Source organism: Reyranella sp. GW821-FHT12G01, assembly GCF_058806575.1.
Map to the genome: position 1 here is coordinate 2,140,320 of NZ_JBXAPV010000001.1, position 18,199 is coordinate 2,158,518.

Sequence of the window (18,199 nt, forward strand, 5' to 3'; positions counted from 1 at the left end):
CTTGTCGTGATCCCTGATCGGTGAGCACGCGTACCAGCGACATGGACATGGAAACGCTGGTCGGCACGCTCGCGGCGATCCTCACGACGGCGTGCAACGTGCCGCAGCTCAAGAAGTGTTGGGACACCGGCTCGGCCGGCGACATCTCTCTCAAGATGCTGCTGGCCCTGTCGAGCGGCGTCGCGCTCTGGATCGCCTATGGCGTGCTGAAGAAGGATCTCGTGATCGTCGCGGCCAATGGCGTGTCGCTACTGCTTGTCCTTGGCATCCTGTGGTTTCGTTTGCGCGATCGCGAACCGTCCGCCGGCGATTGAGGGCACGTACTACGTTCGCGCGCGAACGCTTGCGCTCAATAAAAACGTCGAAGCAACCATCGCGCCAAAGCGCGTTGATGGCGCACGGCTGAATTGATCAGTCACGATCGAATCGAGAAAGAGGAATACGTCCATGAAGAAGATTTTCGCCATCACCGCCTTCGCCGCGATGATCGCCGGCGCTCCGGCCTTCGCCGCCACCGACGCCGAGTGCACCGACATGTGGAAGAAGGCTGACGCCAACACCGACGGCAAGGTCTCGGGCGGCGAAGCCATCCGCTACCTGTCGTTCATGCGCATTGCCGGCACGACGGTCGCCACCGAAGGCACGATCACGCAGGCCGAGTTCATGACCGCGTGCAAGGCCGACGCCTACAAGGTGAAGCAGGCCGATGCCGGCGCGCCGCTGAAGGGCTCCAACTCGTTCACCGAGGGCCAGGCCAAGGATCGCATCATCGCCCAGGGCATGGACGGCGTGACCGGCCTCACCAAGGACGGCGACGGCATCTGGCGTGGCTCGGCGCAGCAGTCGGGCAAGGCCGTGCAGGTGGCCGTCGACTACAAGGGCAACGTCGTCACGGCGAACCAGTAAGCCCGGCTCTTTCTCCAGCAATCACATCGAAGGAACAGCAACATGAAAACCGTAAGCCGAGCTTATGACAGCTACGCCCAGGCCCGTGCCGCCGTCGACGCCGTCGAGAAGGCGGGCGTGCCGAGCCGCGACGTCAGCATCGTCGCCAACAAGTATGTCAGCGCCGAATACGCCGACGTCGATGACGTGAACAAGGCTGCGGCCGGCGCCGGTATCGGCGGCGCTGTCGGTGCGGGCGCGGGCCTTCTGGCTGGCATCGGCATGCTGGCGATCCCGGGTCTCGGCCCGGTCGTGGCGGCCGGATGGCTCGCTTCGACCGCGGCGGTGGCCGCGGGCGGAGCGGCCGCCGGCGGTATTGTCGGCGCCATGGTCGATGCCGGCACCGACAAGGAGCACGCCGAGGTCTACTCTGAATCCGTGCGTCGCGGCGGCACCTTGGTGACGGCGCGCGTCGCCGACGCCGATGCCGCCCGCGTCGAGGCGATCCTCGCCACCTACCGCCCGATCGACCCGGTCGTGCGTGGCGGCGAATACCGCAAGGAGGGCTGGACGACCTTCGACCCGAAGGCCGCGCCGTATCGCCCGAGCCAGGCCGAGGTCGATCGCATGCGCGCGAACTGGCCGGGCTGAGTTTGATCGGCTGACGAATACGAGAAGAGGCCCGGCATTGCCGGGCCTCTTTGCGTTGGCGACACGCTGGGTTGGTCAACCCAATTCGCGCACGTCGACCAAGGCGCCTGTGATCGCCGCGGCGGCGGCCATGGCGGGCGAAACGAGGTGGGTGCGTCCTTCCGGTCCCTGGCGGCCCTCGAAGTTGCGGTTCGACGTGCTGGCCGCGCGTTGCCCCGGCAGCAACCGGTCCTGATTCATGGCCAGGCACATCGAGCAGCCCGGCTCGCGCCATTCGAATCCCGCCTCGATGAACAGGCGATCGAGACCTTCTTCCTCCGCTTGTCGTTTGACGAGGCCTGAGCCCGGCACGACCAGCGCGCGCACGCCCGGCGCCACCTTGCGGCCGCGCAGCACGGCGGCGGCGGCGCGCATGTCTTCCAGGCGGCCGTTGGTGCAGGAGCCGATGAACACGACATCGACCGCGAGACCCGCGAGCTTCTGCCCCGGCGCCAGCGCCATGTAATCGAGCATGCGGCGGTGCTGGAGCCGGCGCTGCGGATCGGGCTCGTCGTCGGGATCGGGCGCCGCGCCGGTGATCGGTACGACCGCCTCGGGGTTGGTGCCCCATGTCACCATGGGCGCGATCCGCAACGCATCGATCGTCGTCATTTTGTCCCAGGATGCGCCGGGATCGGACGTCAGCGTGCGCCACCAGGCGATGGCGCGATCGAGCGCATCGCCCTGCGGCGCCCGCTCGCGGCCGCGCACATAGGCGAAGGTCGTCTCGTCGGGTGCGATCAGCCCGGTCCGCGCGCCGGCCTCGACCGCCATGTTGCTCACCGTCATGCGGCCCGCCATGCCGAGCCCGGCGATCGTGTCGCCGCAGAACTCGATCGTGTGGCCGTTGCCGCCCGAGGCGCCGAGCTGTTCGACGATCGCGAGCGCCAGATCCTTGGCCGAGGTGCCGAAGGGCAGGCCGCCGGTTACCTCGACCTTCATGTTGCGGGCCTTCTCCTGCACCAGCGTCTGCGTCGCCAGCACCTGCTCGACCTCCGATGCACCGACGCCGAAGGCAAGCGCACCCAGCGCGCCGTGCGTCGAGGCGTGCGAGTCGCCGCTCACGATCGTCTGACCGGGCAGCGAGAAGCCGAGTTCGGGACCGATCACGTGGACGATGCCCTGGCGCTCGTCGAGCAGCGGGATATAGGGCACGCCGAACGATGCGACATTCACCTCGAGTGCGGCGACCTGCGCCCGCGACCTGGGCTCGGCGATACCGCCGCGCCGGTCCTCGGTCGGGACGTTGTGATCGACGACCGCGAGCGTCGCCGCCGGCCGGCGCACCGGACGCCCGGCCCGGCGCAAGCCGTCAAAGGCCTGTGGGCTGTGCACCTCGTCGACCAGGTGCCGGTCGACATAGAGCACGCACGTGGCACCACCCAGCCGCTCGACGACATGGGCGTCCCAGATCTTGTCGTAGAGGGTGCGGGGCCCCGGCTCGGTCATGTTCGTTCTCACCGGAGCGTAGCCTGACGAATAGGCTTTCGGCTTGCAAATCCAGAGTCCGATTCATCCGAACAGACACTCGATCTTCGGGGCATCGAGTGGCCCGGCAGAAATGTCGGGCTTTTTTCGTGGCGATGCCGAGGATACCGCCTCGTTACTGGAGCTGAAAGCGGATCGGTACGACGACCCAGGCGGGCGTCGGCTTGCCGTTGTCGATGAACGGCTCGATGCGCATCTCCTTGAGCGCATCGGTCGCCGAGGTATCGAGCCTGCGATAGCCGGAGGATCGTTCGACGATGATCATCTCCGGCACGCCCCGGTCATTGAACTTCACTTTCGACAGGATCAAACCCTCTTCACCGGCGGCTCGCGACGCCTCGGGGTAAACCGGCCGCGCATTCACCCGGACCACGAGCGTCTGGAGTCCCACGGTTTTGATGGGGCCGTCCGAGGAAGCCGGCGGCGACGGCGGAGGCGCCTGTTCGGGTCGCGTGGTAGCGGATGTCGGCGCCGCCAGGGTGCGGCCGGTGAATTCCTTGACGCATGTCTTGAGGCGCGCCGTTGCCGCGTCGATGCCGCCGAGATCGGCCGTGAAGTGACGCTGGTTTGCGGCAATGCTGAGTTGCTGTCCCGATTGCAGGGCCGCGAAGAATTCCGACGACCCTTCGAGGTTCAGGATATTGTCCGACCGGGCGGTTGTGCTGAAGGTGAATGGCTGGCCACCAATCGACAGCGACATCGGGTAGGTCTGCTTTACGATCAGATCCCAGCGCGGCAAAGACGCGCCGAAAAGCTGGACGCCGCCGGCCGTCAGCCCGACATAGACCGAGGAGCCGTCGCTCTGCAGGCGGTGCATCGCGCAGTAGTGGAAAGCGCGCGAGGGTGGCGACGCATAAGCGGCGATCTTCCATGGTCCGACCTGTACGATCGATTCGCGGAAAGCCTGTGCCGCCGCCGGCCCGGAGGGGGCGATGCCTGCTGCGATGGCCAAGAGGAGTGGCAGGCCCCGAGGCCACTTCGACAGCCAGGCAACTCGGTCCATAAACTCACGCGCCACGTGCACTCCCCCAGACACTTCCGCCGATCCTAGAGGGGGGAAACCACGACGCCTAGGTTGTATTTCACTTGTCCCGTCCTCCTCCGCCGGACGTAGTCGCACACGGCCAGTCTTCTTTCCCCTTGCACCTCCTGAGTCCGGTTCATCAGGAACCGGTACCGTGGCCGACGATCCGGATTCTTCTCCCGCGCCCCCGCTGGACCCTCTCGGCCTCGAGGTCGGGAGCTTTACGCACGATCCGCTGGGCTTCGTGCTGTTCGCGTTTCCGTGGGGAGAGGCGGGCACGCCGCTGGAGTGCGACCTTGGACCCGAGGCGTGGCAGCGGAAGGTGCTGGCGGAGATCGGACGGTCGCTTGCAGGGGCGTCCGATGCGATCCGCATTGCCGTGGCCTCGGGTCATGGCGTGGGGAAGTCGGCGCTGGTGGCGTGGATCATCGTCTGGGCGCTGGCCACCTTCCGCGACACGCGCGGCATCGTGACGGCCAACACCGCCACGCAGCTCAAGACCAAGACCTGGCCCGAACTCACCAAATGGCTGCGGCTCGCCGCCTGTGCCGACTGGTTCGAGATCTCGGCGACCGCCATCCACAGCGTCGAGCCCGAGCACGAGCGCACCTGGCGCATCGATGCCGTGCCATGGAGCCTGCGCACCACCGAGGCCTTCGCCGGCCTGCACAACCAGGGCCGCCGCCTGTTCGTCGCCTTCGACGAGGCCTCGGCCATTCCCGATCCGGTGTGGGAGACGATCGAGGGCGCGCTGACCGACCGCGACACCGAGATCCTGTGGCTCGCCACCGGCAATCCGACGCGCAACACCGGCCGCTTCCGCGAATGCTTCGGCCGCTTCCGTCATCGCTGGGCGCGCCACCAGGTCGACGGCCGCAAGGTCTCGCTGACCGACAAGGACGAGATCGCGCGCTGGGCCGCCGACTATGGCGACGACAGCGACTTCTTCCGCGTGCGCGTGAAGGGCGAATTCCCGAGAGGTGGCGCCATGCAGTTCATCGACGGCGAGACGGTGGAGGAGGCGTGTCGACGCCCGGCCGAGAGTCATCTGCGCCAGCCGCTGGTGATGGGCGTCGATTGCGCGCGCGGCGGCGACGACCAGAGCGCCATCTGGTTCCGCCGCGGCCGCGACGCGCGCACCGTTCCTGCGATCAAGCTCCGGGTCGGCGATCTCATGCTGCTGGCCGGCAAGGTGGCGGAGCAGGCGATCCAGCATCGCGCGGCGGCGGTGTTCATCGACGAGGGCGGCATTGGCGCCGGCGTGGTCGACCGGGTGCGCCAGATGCTGCCGGGCCGGCTGATCGTCGGCGTCAATTTCGGCGGCCGCGCCGACCGCTACACGCTGGGCGACGGCATGCCGCTCACCGCCAACAAGTCGGCCGAGATGTGGGCCTCGATGCGCGCCTGGCTGAAGACGGGCGCGATCCCCGACGATCCCGAGCTGAAGGCCGAGCTTGTCGGCCGCGAATATGGCTTCGACCTGCACAACGCGATCCGGCTCGAGAAGAAAGAGGACATGAAGAAGCGCGGCCTGTCCTCGCCCGACAATGCCGACGGGCTCGCGCTCACCTTCGCCTATCCGGTGGCCGATCTGCCGGAGGAGACGCGCTTCGATGCGCACGGCAGCGCCGGCGCGGTCGAGATCGAATCCGACTACGATCCGCACGAAGGAGTGTAGAGCGAGCGGTCAGCGCGTCGGAGCGGCGGCGTCGCCGCAGGCTTTCGCAATGGCAGGTTCGATGGCCGTCGCGAAGGCGAGCGATCCCTTGGCGGAGAAATGCTCGTCGTCGATGAAATGGCTGGCGTCGAACGTCTCGCCCACGTCGAGATAGATGTCCCCCAGCGCGGCGGCTTCGCGAGCCAGTACGCTTCGCAGGTGCGCCAGCAGCACGGGCGCATCCTTCCGGTGGATGTACGAGGCCCACATCGGTCCGGCGTGGGAGGGAAGCGGTCCCTCGGGAATCCGCTCGCCGATCCAGACCGTGCGCACGCCGCGCGCGCGGTTGATGGCGGAGATGCTCCTGACGTTTCGCACGAAGACGGCCTCCAGCGCGGGATCCGGCTCGGCGCTCATCGTGCCGGCGGGATTGCCCAGCGGGCGGATCGTGTCGAAGGCGAGCGAACCCAGGCGCCGCAGCAGGCGCAGCGTCGGCGAGGCGGCGACCGGCAGGTGATCCGGGTAGCGGGCGTCCAGCCCATCGACCAGCATCGGCGTGTGATAGTCCGCGTAGCCGGGATCGAGCCGGGCGAAGTGGGAATTAACGAGATCGGCGCCGCCGACCAGATAGACGGCGCAGCGCGGCGCGACGCCGTAGGCGTCCTGGTAGAAGGCCGTGCGGATCAGGTGCTGAACCGTGGTGTTGGAGGCCACGCCGTGGTTTAGCACGGCGAATCGGTCGGCACCCAGCAGCACTTCGAGCTGATCTGCCCAGGTCTTGCCGTCGGGCACGGCGATGTCCTCGGTCGTCGAGCCGCCGAACAGGGCGACCACGTTACGGGTGCGCAATGCCTCGGGCGTGCGCTCGCGGCCGCGCAGCCCTTGCGAATCGATATGGTACACCGTGCGCATGCCGGGCGGCGTCGGCACGTTCGCAGCCTGCAGCAGCGGATGCCAGGCCCGCACGAGATCCGGCGTGCCGGCTTCGGGCAACAGCCCGCTCGCCGCGTAGCCGCGCTTCACCAGCACCACGGAGCCAAGGCCGAAGCCCAGTTCGATGGCCGTCAGCGACAGGACGACCATGGTGACCCTCGGCCACGGCGCGCAGGCGATGCCGAGCGCCAGCAACGTGCCGACATAGAAGAAGAACCAGGCGCGCGGACTGCCCGCCATGACGCCGGCCGCCAGCCCGTTGGCGAGGACGAACGCCCCGCCGGCTCCGGCCAGCAGGAGCGCGATCGCGACCGCGATCGTGCGCTCGAAAAGGTAGGGGCGGGACAGACCCAGATGGCGCTTGAGCCGGGATTCCATGGGCCGCGGACAATGACGCCGCCGGGCCGGGGCGACAAGCGGGCCGCGCATAGTACGTCGATATTTCCCCTTTTTAGGCGTTTCCGAAGGATCCGCCGTCGGGAGGAAAGGCTGGACTCACATCGACTGCATTGTCATGGTTCCGTCAATCGCCCACAGAGGCGATTGGGAGGCATCCTGGGCGACCGTTTCGACCGGCCGACACGATGTCTGGAGGCCCGCCGTTCCTACTCTTCCCCGAATGGAACGGCGGGTCTTTTCAATTCGCCTGGTTATTCGTCTGCGCGGTGCGTCGTCGTGGCTTGATGCTCAGATGATCGCTCGGGCGACTAGTTTACGCATCAGAGCAACCGCCTTCTAAGCGGTAGGTCGTTGATTGCGAAGAATCGCACACCACCAACTTTCCCGCTTGCATCTTCAAAGTCCGCTTCATCAGTAACTCAGGGGCTCGCTTCTCACAGGAGAAACGCCCTTGGGAATTTTTGGTGGCGGACAGGCCGCTTATCCTCCGATGTCGCCGCCGGCTCTGCCGCCGGCACCGGCGCCCGTGCCGTCGATGGCCGATCCGTCGGTGCGCGAGGCCCGTGAAGCGCAGAAGAAGCGCGCCGCCGCCATGGCGGGTTATGCCTCCACCATCGCCACCGGCGGGCTGGGGCTGACGGGCCAGGCTTCCACGACGTCCTCTGCTTCGTCTGTCGGCGCCGCCGGCAGCAAAACCTTGCTGGGGGCCTGAGCGATGGCGCGCGACTCCGCGCTCCGCCGCCACATCGACGCCCGCCTCGCGGTGCTGAAGCGCCAGCGCCATTCTTGGGAGCCGGGTTGGCGCGAGCTCTCGCGCTTCGTCAATCCGCGGCGCGGGCAGTTCTTCGCCTCGCCCAACCAGGGTGGTCGCGGTGCGCAGGCCAATGGCGCGATCCTCGATCCCACCGCGCTGTTCGCGCTGCGCACCCTGGTGGCCGGGCTGATGTCGGGCGTGACCTCGCCGGCGCGGCCGTGGTTCCGGCTCACCATTCCCGATCGCCGGGTGGCGTCGCTGGCGTCCGTGAAAGTCTGGCTCGACGAGTGCGCCGAGCGCATGCGCATGGTGTTCAACTCCGGCAACCTCTATTCGGCGCTGCCGATGATGTACGAGGAGCTGGGCCAGTTCGGCACCGGCTGCGCGATCGTCGAGTTCGACCGCGAGGACGTAATCCGCCTCTACACGCTGTCGACTGGCGAATACTGGCTGGGCCTCGACTGGCGCGGCCGGGTCGACACGATGGCGCGGCGCTTCATGTACTCGTATCGCCAGATCGAGGAGCGCTGGCCCGATCACGGCATCGCCGAGATCACCGACAAGGCGCGCGGCGGGGACGCCGACAGCGAGATCGCGATCCTGCACATGATCGAGCCCAATACGGGCTACGAGCAGGGCCGGCTCGACTGGGCGGGCAAGAAGTTCCGCTCGGTCTACTGGCGCGAGGGCGGCGGCCAGGCCGAGGGCGAGTTCATCCATCGCGGCGGCTATTCGGAATTCCCGGTGCTGACGCCGCGCTGGGCGCCGATCGGCAACGACGCCTATTCCAAGGGCCCCGGCCACGACGCGCTGCCCGACGTGAAGTCGCTGCAGATCCTGAAGAAGCGCGAGCACAACGCCGTCGACAAGCATGTGAATCCACCGATGGGCGCGCATGTCAGCCTGCGCGGCTCGGCCTCGTCGGTGCTGCCGGGCGCCATCAACTACTTCACCACTCAGGAGAGGGGAGCGGGGATGTGGCCGCTCTACCAGACCGCTCCCGGCGCCATCGCCGAGGTCGAGCGTCTCGTCGCGCGCACCCAGGCCGTCATCAAGTCGGCCTTCTTCGCGGACCTCTTCCTGATGTTCGACCAGATGGAGGGCGTGCAGCCGCGCAACCAGCTCGAGATCAGCACGCGCCGCGAGGAGAAGATGCAGATGCTCGGTCCCGTGCTGGAGAACCTGCACGACGACCTGCTGCAGCCGCTGGTCCAGCGCACCTTCACCATCATGTTCGAGCACCGACTGTTCAGCGAGCCGCCCGAGGAGCTGCACGGCTATCCGCTCGACGTCGAACTGATCTCGATCCTGGCGCAGGCGCAGAAGGCGGCCGATCTCGGCTCGGTCGAGCGGCTGTGGGCCTTCGCCGGCAACATCGCGGCGGCGCGGCCCGAGGTGCTCGACAAGCTCGACGCCGACGAGAGCATCGACGTCTATGCCGACAAGCTCGGCGCGCCCGCTGCCATCACCGTGGCCGACGATGTCGTGGCCAGGCTGCGCGCCGAACGGGCGAAGCAGGCGCAGGCCGCCCAGGCAATGCAGGCCGCCTCCGCCATCACGCAGGGCGCCAAGACCCTGAGCGAGACCGAGGTCGGCGGCGGCCGCAACGCCCTCCAATCCATCCTGGGAGTCTAGCCATGCATGATCCGAACGATGCCCGGCAGGTCCGGCAAGCCGAGCAGCTCGAGAGGTTCGCGCAGGAGCGCGTCGCCGACGATCTCTGTGCCGTGATGGGCACCGAACAGGGCCGCCGCTTCGTCCATGGGGTTCTGGGCCTCTGCGACATCCGAAGCGACGGCTACGTGCCCGGCGGCCCCGAGGCCCAGCGCCACCAGGACTACATGGCCGGCCGCCGCAGCATCGGCATCGAGCTTTTGGGCGAACTGGAACGGCACGCGCCGGACCTGACCGAGCAAATGAGCAGCGAGGCCCGGCTCACCGAGATGGAAGCCGAGCTGGCCGCCCTGATCGCAGAGGAGCAGAACGATGGCTGACGCAATCGACACGACGACACAGACGGCTGACCAGGGCGCGAGCGGCGAGTGGCTCGATGCCGCGCGCACCGAGGTCGCGCGCACGCAGCCGGCCTTGACGGGCGAAGCGGCCGTCGAGGCGAAGCCGGGCGCTGAAATGGAAGATGGCGCGGACGCGGGCGCCGAATTCTCCGCCGACTATTCCGGCCTGACGCTGCCCGAGGGCTATCGCGCCGACGATCCGGTGTTCGGCGAGGCAATCAAGCTGTTCGAGGGCGAGAAGATCGCGCCGGAGACCGCGCAGAAGCTGATCGACTACACCGTCAACCGCGACAAGGAGATCGCGCGGGCGGTCAACGAGCACTCCGCGGCTTCGTGGAGCAAGCAGACGACGGAATGGCGCACGACCTCCGAGAAGGAGTTCTCGCCCGAGGCGCTGGGCAATGCCCGCACCGCGCTCGGTCGGGTCTTCGACCGGCAGACCATCGCCTATCTCGAAAGCCTGGGCTTCACCAACCATCCCGGGCTGATCCGCGGGATGGTGAAGGTGGCCAACACCATCAAGGACGACTCGTTCGTGGGCGGCAATGCCGGTCGCGGGAGCGGCGCGATGGATCCCAAGTCTCTCTACCCCAACTCCCAGCACAACTAGGAACCAAGCCCCATGGCAACGCTTTCCGTGACCAATCCGACCCTGGCCGACTGGTCCAAGGTCCTCGACCCCAACGGCAGCATCGCGCAGGTGATCGGCCTGCTGTCGCAGATGAACGAGATCACCGACGACATGGTGTGGAACGAGGGCAACCTGCCCACCGGTCACCGCACCAGCGTCCAGACCTCGCTGCCGACCGGCACCTGGCGCCGCTTCAATGAGGGCATCGTGCCGACCAAGAGCACGAGCACGCAGATCACCGATTCGTGCGGCATGCTCGAGACTTACTCGGAGATCGACAAGGCGCTCGCCGACCTCAACGGCAACACCGCGACCTACCGCCTGTCCGAGGACCGCGCTTTCCTGGAAGGCCTGACGCAGCAGCTCGCCGGCGTGCTGTTCTACGGCAACACCGCGACCAATCCCGAGCGCTTTATGGGATTTGCGCCGCGCTACAACACGACCTCGACGGCGACGTCGCAGACCGCCAACAACTTCATCTCCGGCGGCGGCGCGGGTTCGGACAATACGTCGATCTGGCTCGTCGGCTGGGGCGACCTCACGGTTCACGGCATCTTCCCCAAGGGCAGCAAGGCCGGCCTGTCGATGAAGGATCTCGGCGAGCAGACGCTGCTCGATGCCGCCGGCAACCGCTTCCAGGGCTATCGCACGCACTACAAGTGGGATGCGGGCCTGACGGTGCGCGATTGGCGCTACGTCGTGCGCATCGGCAACATCGACGTGTCGGATCTCGCGGGTGCGACGCCGGCGGATCTCGTCAAGCTGATGATGCGGGCGATGAACAAGATCCCCAACATCAAGATGTGCAAGCCCGCCTGGTACATGAACCGCACGACCAAGCAGTGGCTCGACATCCAGCGCAACATCGGCGCCGCGGTCTCGAACACCACCAACAACACCAACATCCGCCGCACGCTCGACGAGAGCGATGGCCGCCTGTTCGACAGCTTCGGCGGCATCCCGATCCGCAAGTGCGACCAGATCACCCTCGCCGAAGCGACCGTGTCCTAGGCGCGTGCACGAAAGGAAGGAACCCACACCATGATGTACGACAAGCTCAACACCTTCGGCACCGACCAGGTGGTCACCACGACCGCCGCGTCGACCGACATCATCGATCTCGGCGCGGCCCGCGACATGGGCAACGGCGAGCCGATGGAACTGGTGATCCTCGTCACCGAAACGGTCACCGCCTCGGGCGCCGCGACCGTCAACTTCACCCTGGAGACCGACGACAATGCCGGCTTCTCCTCGACCTTCGTGCTCGCGAGCTCGGGCGCGATCGGCAAGGCGTCGCTGACCGCCGGCACCGAGGTGCTGCGCGTGAGGGTGCCGCTCGATGCCGAGCGTTACCTGCGCACGAACTACACGGTGGCCACCGGGCCTCTCACGGCCGGCAAGTTCACCGCGTTCCTCGCCCACGACCGTCAGGCCAGCAAGGCCTACGCGTCCGGCTTCACCGTCGCCTGAGCGGAGGCATCGACATGGCCAAGAGCGACAAGAGCGAGAAGTCCTCCGAATACGTCGTCGTCGACAATCCCTTCTACGACGGCGTGCAGCTCCATCCGATCGGCGCACGCATCCTGTGGTCGGGCCCGCCGGGCCTCTCCCTGGTGCCGGTCGACGCGCCGCGCCGTCGCAGCGGCGCAGAGGCGCCGATCTTCGGTGATCCGCTCGGGGGCCGCGGCGACGGTGCGCCGGTCAAGGCCGCCAAGCCCGGCGACCAGGTGGTCCTGGTGCAGTGAGATCCACCCCGTAATGGCGTGAACATGTGGGGGCCGGTCACCGGACCGGCCCTCCTTTCGGCAGGAGAATCATATGACGCAAGACATCGCCTATCAGTCGCCGGCCGGGCGCGGCAGCGTCCCCGTGTCCGAAGAACGGCCGCTCCCGGTCGCGCTTACCGGCCTCACGGGTACCGCGCTGACCAGGTCGACCGTTACCATGACGGGCGCTTCGGCCCAGCTCGTCGCCGCAGACGCCACTCGGCGCATCGTCATCGTAAGCAGCACCAAGGCCAATGCCGACGCCGCGATCGACCCCACCGGCGGCTCCTGCGCGCTCGATGCCGGTATCCCGCTCTCCGGTGGCGATACCGTGCAGATCACGGGCAAGGAAGCGCAGAGCGCCATGACCCAGATCGGGACGAACGGGCAGAAGCTCACCGTCTACGTGGGATCGTAGCCCATGCCGATCCATTTCCCGAACAGGGCGCGCGGCGGCGGTAGTCGCGCTTTCGACGTCGACGTTCTGTCGTGGCGCGACGCCGTCGTGTCCAATGGCGGTTCGGTTTCGCTTGCACGCCTGGTCATCGTCGACCAGTTCGTCTTCAGCGAGAAAGCCTCGGGCGCCTGGGCGCAGACGGACGACTACTGGGGATTGTGGGGTGAAAGCGCGATCCAGGCCCTTACGTCGTTGAAGCAGCGCCGGCTCGCTTCGGCTTTCAATTCACCCACTTTCACGCCCGACCGGGGATACGTCGGCGACGCAATCAGTAGTTACATCGAGACGAATTTCGTTCCTTCAACGCATGCGCTCGCGATGACGGGCGAGTCTGCGTGCCTCTCCTGGTATGAGCGCACCAACGTGCAGGAGAATTTCTTTCTGGGCATAGTCGAGACAGGAAGCCGCTACCTGCGCGGCCGGTCGCGCTCATCGTCCAATCAGACTCGTGGTGATTTGAACAGTACGGGCTTCACCGCTGTCGCGACCGACAGTCGCGGAAGCTGGGACTTCGTCCGTCAAGCATCGGGGCCGGCGTTCAAGATCTATGCGAACGCCCTGGATTTGGCGGCATCTGGCGGCGTGTCCAACGCCGTCACGCTTTCCGCCCAATCATTCCCTTTGCTCGGCTCCAAGAATGCCGCCGTAGCAGACACTTTTTCCAGTCGGTCACTCGGCTTTTACGCGCTTGGTGCCGAGCTGTCGTCGAGCCAGGTCGCCGCCCGACGCAGCGCCGTTCAGGCGTGGGCCACTTCAATTGGAGCGAATGTCTAATGGCCATGTTCATTGTCATGCCCGAAAGCGCAGCCGACATCGTTCGGGAAAGCATCTCGACCACCTTTCCGTACTACATGCCCATCAAACGCGGCGACGGCACGGTCTACATCCTGCCCGTCAGCATCCTCGATCAGCCAGCGCATGCGCAGTGGTACGAGTTCCTGCTGGAGTTCCCGCAGATGGACAGCGCCGATCCTGCGTTCCCTGCCGCGATCGAACCGCCGGAGTGAGCATATGAGCGACACTCCTCCGGATGGCAGCGGCCCCATCTCCAGGATCGGCCTGGGCGTCCAGGCCTATCGCTGGATGGTTGCCGGCGGCATGGGCCTGCTGGTGCTGCTGTCGCAGCGCACGCTTGTCAGCCTCGACGATACGGTTACCGCCGTCCGCGATCTGAAGGCCCAGGTGATGACGATGCAAGGCACGTCGGACAGTCGGTTCAACGCACATGCCCAGAGGCTCGACACCATCGATCGCCGCAACGACGCCCAGGACGTGAAGATCGACAGCCTGTGGCAGCGCCTGTGGGCGACGCCGGGAAGGACACCATGAGCAACGCCGCCAATTCACTGCTGGTCACGTCCGACCTCGGCATCGCGCTTGTGAAGCGGTTCGAGGGGCTGGAGGTCGAGGCCTATCCGGATCCCGGCAACCGCGTAACCGGCGAGCCGTGGACCATCGGCTACGGCCATACGCGCGGCGTGCGCCGGGGCGACGTCTGCGACGAAGCACAGGCCACGGCCTGGCTGCGCGAGGACCTGCAGGCGGCCGAAGGCGCGGTGCGCCATCTGGTCGACGTGGCCCTGAACCAGGGCCAGTTCGATGCGCTCGCGAGTTTCGTCTTCAACGTCGGCGCCGGAGCGTTCGGCAACTCGACCCTGTTGCGGATGCTCAATGCCGGCGACGCGGCAGGGGCGGCCGAGCAATTCAAGCGCTGGAACCGCGGCGCCGACGGGCCGCTGCCCGGCCTCGTCACGCGCCGTGCCGCCGAACGCGACCTGTTCGTTTCACTGGAGACCTGCTGATGCCGTTCCTGCCTCTTTTGCTCGGCCTCGCGCCGACCGTCGCATCGTGGATCCTGGGCGACAAGACCGGCGCTGCCGTGTCGAAAGTCACCGGCATCGCCAAGGAGATCATCGGCACGGATGATCCTGCCGGCATCGAGCATGCGATCGCCGCCGATCCCAACCTCGCGCTGCAGTTCCGCATGGCCGTCATCCAGGCCGAAGCGGATGCCAGGCGGATGGAGAAGGAAGCCGAGGCGGATCTCCGCCGGCGCGAGTTCGAGACGCTGCAGGCGCAGATCGGGGATGTGGCGAGCGCGCGCAGCCAGACGGTCGAACTCGCGAAGGCCCGCTCCGCCATCGCCTGGGGAGCGCCCGTGGTTTCCGTGCTGGCGATCGTGGTGTTTGCGGGCTTCGTGGCCCTGCTGTTCGCCAAGGTCGTGCCGGACGGCATGAAGGAAGCCTTGCTGCTGCTGGGCGGCTCCGCCGCGACCGGCTACGGCATGGTCCTGTCGTATTGGCTGGGCAGCTCCGCCGGTTCGGCATCCAAGGATGTCGCCCTGCGCGCCGCCGTGACGGCGAAGGTGGCCTGATGGCAACCGACGTCGATATCGGCAACATGGCGCTGTCGCGGCTCGGCACACGCGCCACCATCGCCGACCTCACCGAGAACAGCACCGAAGCCCGCCAGATCAATCTCTGGTACGCGACCGTGCGCGACGACCTGCAGGCCCTGCTGGACTGGAACTACAACAGGGTGACGCAGGCGCTCGCCGCGTCGGGCACGCCGCCGGCGCGCTGGGCGTCGAGCTACGCCTACCCGTCGGACTGCCTGAAGATCTGGCGCATCGACTTCGGGAGCTCGTGCTGGACCTATGGCGACCCGGGTGTCCCCTTCGAGATCGCCTCGGATGGCAGCAACCAGCTCCTGCTTTGCAACGAGACCGCCGCCCAGGTGGTCTTTGCGCAAAGGGTCACCGACTCGGCTCGCTTCACGCCGGGCTTCATCCTGACCTTCGTCGATTGCCTGGCCGCCGCGGTGGCGCTGCCGATCACCCAGAAGCTCGACCTGGCGCTGCGCCTGCAGGGCATCGCACAGGGCCGGCTCGAGAAGGCCATGGCGGAAAGCGCAAACGAGCAGGTGACCCGTCACAGCACGCCGATGGCCGAATCGCTGCGGGTGCGAGACCTCGAAGAACTGTCCTGGCTGAATAGCGGGCGGGCGTTCTGATGGCCGCGCCCGTCATCCTGCCGAGCTTTGCCGCGGGCGAGCTGGCGCCCGCACTGCATGGCCGCGTCGACCTGGCGAAGTACCAGGTCGGACTCGCGACCTGCCTCAACTGGTTCATCCATCCGTTCGGCGGGGCGAGCACCCGCGCCGGCACCGCCTTCGTGGGCGAGGTGATCGATTCAGCCGTGCGGTCGCGGTTGATCCCGTTCGCCTTCAACACCCAGCAGACCTACGTGCTGGAATTCGCGCACCAGAAGATGCGGGTGGTGAAGGACGGTGGCTATGTCCTGGAGGCGGCGGCGACAGTGACCGCCGTCACGCAGGCCAACCCCGGCATCGTGACGACCGCGGGCCCGCACGGCCTCTCGACGGGCGATTCGGTCTGGTTCGACGGCTTGGGCGGCATGCTCGAGCTGAACCACCGCCGCGTCACGGTCACGGTGCTCGGCGGCACGACGTTCTCGATCGACATCGACACCGGCACCTTCGGCGCCTGGACCTCGGGCGGCACGGTCGCGCGGATCTATACGATCGCCACGCCCTACGTCGCGGCCGACCTCGCGCGGCTGAAGTACGTGCAGAGCGCCGACACCATGACGCTCACCCATCCGTCCTACGCCCCGCGCAACCTGACGCGCACGGGTCATACCGCCTGGACGCTCAATGCGATCACCTATGCGCCGACCCAGCAGCCGCCGACGGCGCTGGCCTCGGATGCGCCGGGCTCTGGCCACGACTACGTCGTGACGGCCGTGAGCGACGACACCGGCGAGGAGAGCGTGGCGTCGGCACTGGCCAGCTCCACCACCGAGACCTCGAAGCTCACCTGGACGAATGCGGCGGGCTCGACCTCGTACAACATCTACAAGGGAAAGAACGGGGTCTATGGCTTCATCGGCCGGGCAGCCGACGGCGTCACCGGCTTCACCGACACGACGGTGGCGCCCGACACGTCGGACACGCCGCCCGAGGACAAGAACCCCTTCGACGCCGTCGACAAGTATCCCGGCTGCTCGACCTATCATGAGGGGCGGCAGTGGTACGCCCGCACGAACCAGAAGCCGCAGACGCTCTACAGCTCGGCGTCAGCGGCCTTCAACAACATGAACACCAGCTCACCGTCGAAGGACAGCGACGCCATCACTCGGACCATCGCCTCGCGCGAGGTGAACGAGATCCGTTTCCTGCTGAGCCTGAACGTGCTGCTGGTCTGGACTTCCGGCGCGGTGTGGAAGGCGTGGGCGGGCGCGCAGGCCGACGTGATGACGCCGGCGAACTGTGCCGTGAAACCGCAGAGCTATGAGGGCGTCGCCGAGATCCCGCCGATCGCCACCGAGAGCAGCGCGCTCTACGTCACCGCCTCGACCAAGAAGGTACGCGACGTCGCCTACGATTTCGGGTCCGACAGCTGGGCGGGCCGCAACGTCTCGATCCTGGCCGGCCACCTGTTCGAAGCTGACGGTATCGAGGAATGGGCCTATGCGCGCGATCCGCACGGCATCGTCTGGAGCGTGCGGGCCGACGGCGTGCTGCTCGCGTTCACCTACCTGAAGGAGCACGACGTCTACGCCTGGTCGCGGCATGTCACCGACGGCGCGGTCGAGAGCGTGGCCACGGTGCAGGAGAGCGACGAGACGGTGCTGTACCTCTCGGTGCGCCGCACCGTCGGCGGCCGGACCCGGCGCTATGTCGAGCGTATGGCGTCGCGCTACTTCCCCGATGTCTACTCGTCCTGGTGTGTGGATTGTGGCCTGCGCTACGACGGCTGGAACACCGACACCGGCCGCAGCCTGACCCTGACGGGCGCGACCTGGGCGGCGGGCGACACCGTCACCTTGTTGGCCGGCGGGCACACGCCGTTCAGCTCGGGCTCGGTCGGCGCGAAGTATCTCCTGCGCAGCGACCAGAACCAGGTCATCGTCACGGTGACGGCCTACACCAACACGTCGCGCGTTGCGGCCACCCTCGACACCGCGCCGCACACCAGCCTGCAGGACACGGCCACGGCTGACTGGGCGCTGGCCTCGCTGACCCTGAGCGGGCTCTGGCACCTCGAGGGCCGCACGCTGTCGGTGCTGGCCGACGGTTCGGTGCAGCCCGCGGCGATCGTGAGCAACGGCACCATCACGCTCGCACGGGCGGCGGGCCGAATCCTCGCGGGTCTCCCGTATGTCTGCGACCTCGAAACCCTGAACATCGAGGCCGGCCAGCCGACCCTGCAGGGACGCCAGAAGACCATCGGCGAGGTCGTGCTGCGGGTGAAGGATACGCGCGGCCTCAGCGCCGGGCCGACCGTCGACCGCCTCGTCGACATCAAGGAACGCACGTCCGAGCAGCCGGGTTTCCCGACGCAGCTCACCACCGGCGACGAGCGCGTGCTGATCGATCCGAACTGGAACGCCGCCGGCCGGGTGTTCGTGCGCCAGGCCAATCCGCTGCCGGCGACGCTGCTCGCCATCATCCCCCGCATCGAAGCCGGAGCCTGAGC

Annotated in this window: 22 protein-coding genes; 19 read left to right on the forward strand and 3 right to left on the reverse strand. The window is 67.2% G+C overall.

Annotation, left to right across the window (positions count from 1 at the left end; translation table 11 throughout):
- Nucleotides 1–20 precede the first annotated feature (20 nt).
- From AC1RP5_RS10230 to AC1RP5_RS10240, 3 genes are all read left to right on the forward strand, one after another.
- On the forward strand, nucleotides 21–314 hold the full coding sequence (locus AC1RP5_RS10230) for a SemiSWEET family sugar transporter (protein ID WP_493110538.1): 294 nt from the start codon (nucleotides 21–23) through the stop codon (nucleotides 312–314).
- A 133-nt stretch (nucleotides 315–447) separates the two neighbouring features.
- On the forward strand, nucleotides 448–906 hold the full coding sequence (locus AC1RP5_RS10235) for a DUF2147 domain-containing protein (protein WP_493110539.1): 459 nt from the start codon (nucleotides 448–450) through the stop codon (nucleotides 904–906).
- Between the two features lie 42 nt (nucleotides 907–948).
- Complete coding sequence (locus tag AC1RP5_RS10240) at nucleotides 949–1,536, forward strand: hypothetical protein (RefSeq protein ID WP_493110540.1); 588 nt, start codon at nucleotides 949–951, stop codon at nucleotides 1,534–1,536.
- 75 nt (nucleotides 1,537–1,611) lie between these two features.
- On the opposite strand, the gene leuC is transcribed toward AC1RP5_RS10240, so the two are convergent.
- Nucleotides 1,612–3,024: a 3-isopropylmalate dehydratase large subunit gene (gene leuC, locus AC1RP5_RS10245; protein WP_493110541.1), complete on the reverse strand. Its 1,413-nt coding sequence runs from the start codon at nucleotides 3,022–3,024 to the stop codon at nucleotides 1,612–1,614.
- Between the two features lie 154 nt (nucleotides 3,025–3,178).
- Nucleotides 3,179–4,081 (reverse strand): energy transducer TonB, encoded by a 903-nt coding sequence (locus tag AC1RP5_RS10250; protein ID WP_493110542.1) that lies wholly within the window; start codon nucleotides 4,079–4,081, stop codon nucleotides 3,179–3,181.
- A 160-nt stretch (nucleotides 4,082–4,241) separates the two neighbouring features.
- Between AC1RP5_RS10250 and AC1RP5_RS10255 the strand changes: the two genes are divergently transcribed.
- Complete coding sequence (locus AC1RP5_RS10255; protein WP_493110544.1) at nucleotides 4,242–5,765, forward strand: terminase; 1,524 nt, start codon at nucleotides 4,242–4,244, stop codon at nucleotides 5,763–5,765.
- Between the two features lie 9 nt (nucleotides 5,766–5,774).
- On the opposite strand, the gene AC1RP5_RS10260 is transcribed toward AC1RP5_RS10255, so the two are convergent.
- Nucleotides 5,775–7,055: an SGNH/GDSL hydrolase family protein gene (locus AC1RP5_RS10260; protein ID WP_493110545.1), complete on the reverse strand. Its 1,281-nt coding sequence runs from the start codon at nucleotides 7,053–7,055 to the stop codon at nucleotides 5,775–5,777.
- A gap of 472 nt (nucleotides 7,056–7,527) precedes the next feature.
- On the opposite strand from AC1RP5_RS10260, the gene AC1RP5_RS10265 reads away from it, so the two are divergent.
- From AC1RP5_RS10265 to AC1RP5_RS10335, 15 genes are all read left to right on the forward strand, one after another.
- Nucleotides 7,528–7,788, forward strand: a complete 261-nt coding sequence (locus AC1RP5_RS10265; protein ID WP_493110546.1) for a hypothetical protein — start codon at nucleotides 7,528–7,530, stop codon at nucleotides 7,786–7,788.
- A gap of 3 nt (nucleotides 7,789–7,791) precedes the next feature.
- Nucleotides 7,792–9,465: a portal protein gene (locus AC1RP5_RS10270; RefSeq protein ID WP_493110547.1), complete on the forward strand. Its 1,674-nt coding sequence runs from the start codon at nucleotides 7,792–7,794 to the stop codon at nucleotides 9,463–9,465.
- Between the two features lie 2 nt (nucleotides 9,466–9,467).
- Nucleotides 9,468–9,824 (forward strand): hypothetical protein, encoded by a 357-nt coding sequence (locus AC1RP5_RS10275; protein ID WP_493110548.1) that lies wholly within the window; start codon nucleotides 9,468–9,470, stop codon nucleotides 9,822–9,824.
- Nucleotides 9,817–10,455 (forward strand): hypothetical protein, encoded by a 639-nt coding sequence (locus AC1RP5_RS10280; RefSeq protein WP_493110549.1) that lies wholly within the window; start codon nucleotides 9,817–9,819, stop codon nucleotides 10,453–10,455. Before AC1RP5_RS10275 ends, AC1RP5_RS10280 begins: the two co-directional genes overlap by 8 nt.
- 12 nt (nucleotides 10,456–10,467) lie before the next feature.
- A complete protein-coding gene (locus AC1RP5_RS10285; RefSeq protein ID WP_493110550.1) occupies nucleotides 10,468–11,487 on the forward strand; it encodes a major capsid protein in 1,020 nt (339 codons plus the stop codon).
- Nucleotides 11,488–11,517: 30 nt separating this feature from the next.
- Nucleotides 11,518–11,946: a Bbp16 family capsid cement protein gene (locus tag AC1RP5_RS10290; protein ID WP_493110551.1), complete on the forward strand. Its 429-nt coding sequence runs from the start codon at nucleotides 11,518–11,520 to the stop codon at nucleotides 11,944–11,946.
- Nucleotides 11,947–11,960: 14 nt separating this feature from the next.
- Nucleotides 11,961–12,221, forward strand: a complete 261-nt coding sequence (locus AC1RP5_RS10295) for a hypothetical protein (protein WP_493110552.1) — start codon at nucleotides 11,961–11,963, stop codon at nucleotides 12,219–12,221.
- A gap of 73 nt (nucleotides 12,222–12,294) precedes the next feature.
- Complete coding sequence (locus AC1RP5_RS10300; RefSeq protein ID WP_493110553.1) at nucleotides 12,295–12,660, forward strand: hypothetical protein; 366 nt, start codon at nucleotides 12,295–12,297, stop codon at nucleotides 12,658–12,660.
- Between the two features lie 3 nt (nucleotides 12,661–12,663).
- A complete protein-coding gene (locus AC1RP5_RS10305) occupies nucleotides 12,664–13,473 on the forward strand; it encodes a hypothetical protein (protein ID WP_493110554.1) in 810 nt (269 codons plus the stop codon).
- Nucleotides 13,473–13,706, forward strand: a complete 234-nt coding sequence (locus AC1RP5_RS10310) for a hypothetical protein (protein ID WP_493110555.1) — start codon at nucleotides 13,473–13,475, stop codon at nucleotides 13,704–13,706. The genes AC1RP5_RS10305 and AC1RP5_RS10310 overlap by 1 nt, the downstream gene beginning before the upstream one ends.
- Nucleotides 13,707–13,710: 4 nt before the next feature.
- A complete protein-coding gene (locus AC1RP5_RS10315) occupies nucleotides 13,711–14,028 on the forward strand; it encodes a hypothetical protein (RefSeq protein WP_493110556.1) in 318 nt (105 codons plus the stop codon).
- Nucleotides 14,025–14,501, forward strand: a complete 477-nt coding sequence (locus AC1RP5_RS10320) for a lysozyme (protein WP_493110557.1) — start codon at nucleotides 14,025–14,027, stop codon at nucleotides 14,499–14,501. Before AC1RP5_RS10315 ends, AC1RP5_RS10320 begins: the two co-directional genes overlap by 4 nt.
- Nucleotides 14,501–15,073 carry a hypothetical protein gene (locus AC1RP5_RS10325; RefSeq protein WP_493110558.1) on the forward strand — a complete coding sequence of 191 codons (573 nt, stop codon included), beginning with the start codon at nucleotides 14,501–14,503 and terminating at the stop codon, nucleotides 15,071–15,073. Before AC1RP5_RS10320 ends, AC1RP5_RS10325 begins: the two co-directional genes overlap by 1 nt.
- Nucleotides 15,073–15,711, forward strand: coding sequence for a phage connector family protein (locus AC1RP5_RS10330; protein ID WP_493110559.1), 639 nt, complete (start codon nucleotides 15,073–15,075; stop codon nucleotides 15,709–15,711). The genes AC1RP5_RS10325 and AC1RP5_RS10330 overlap by 1 nt, the downstream gene beginning before the upstream one ends.
- Nucleotides 15,711–18,197, forward strand: a complete 2,487-nt coding sequence (locus AC1RP5_RS10335; RefSeq protein ID WP_493110560.1) for a ubiquitin-activating E1 FCCH domain-containing protein — start codon at nucleotides 15,711–15,713, stop codon at nucleotides 18,195–18,197. The genes AC1RP5_RS10330 and AC1RP5_RS10335 overlap by 1 nt, the downstream gene beginning before the upstream one ends.
- Nucleotides 18,198–18,199: the final 2 nt, after the last annotated feature.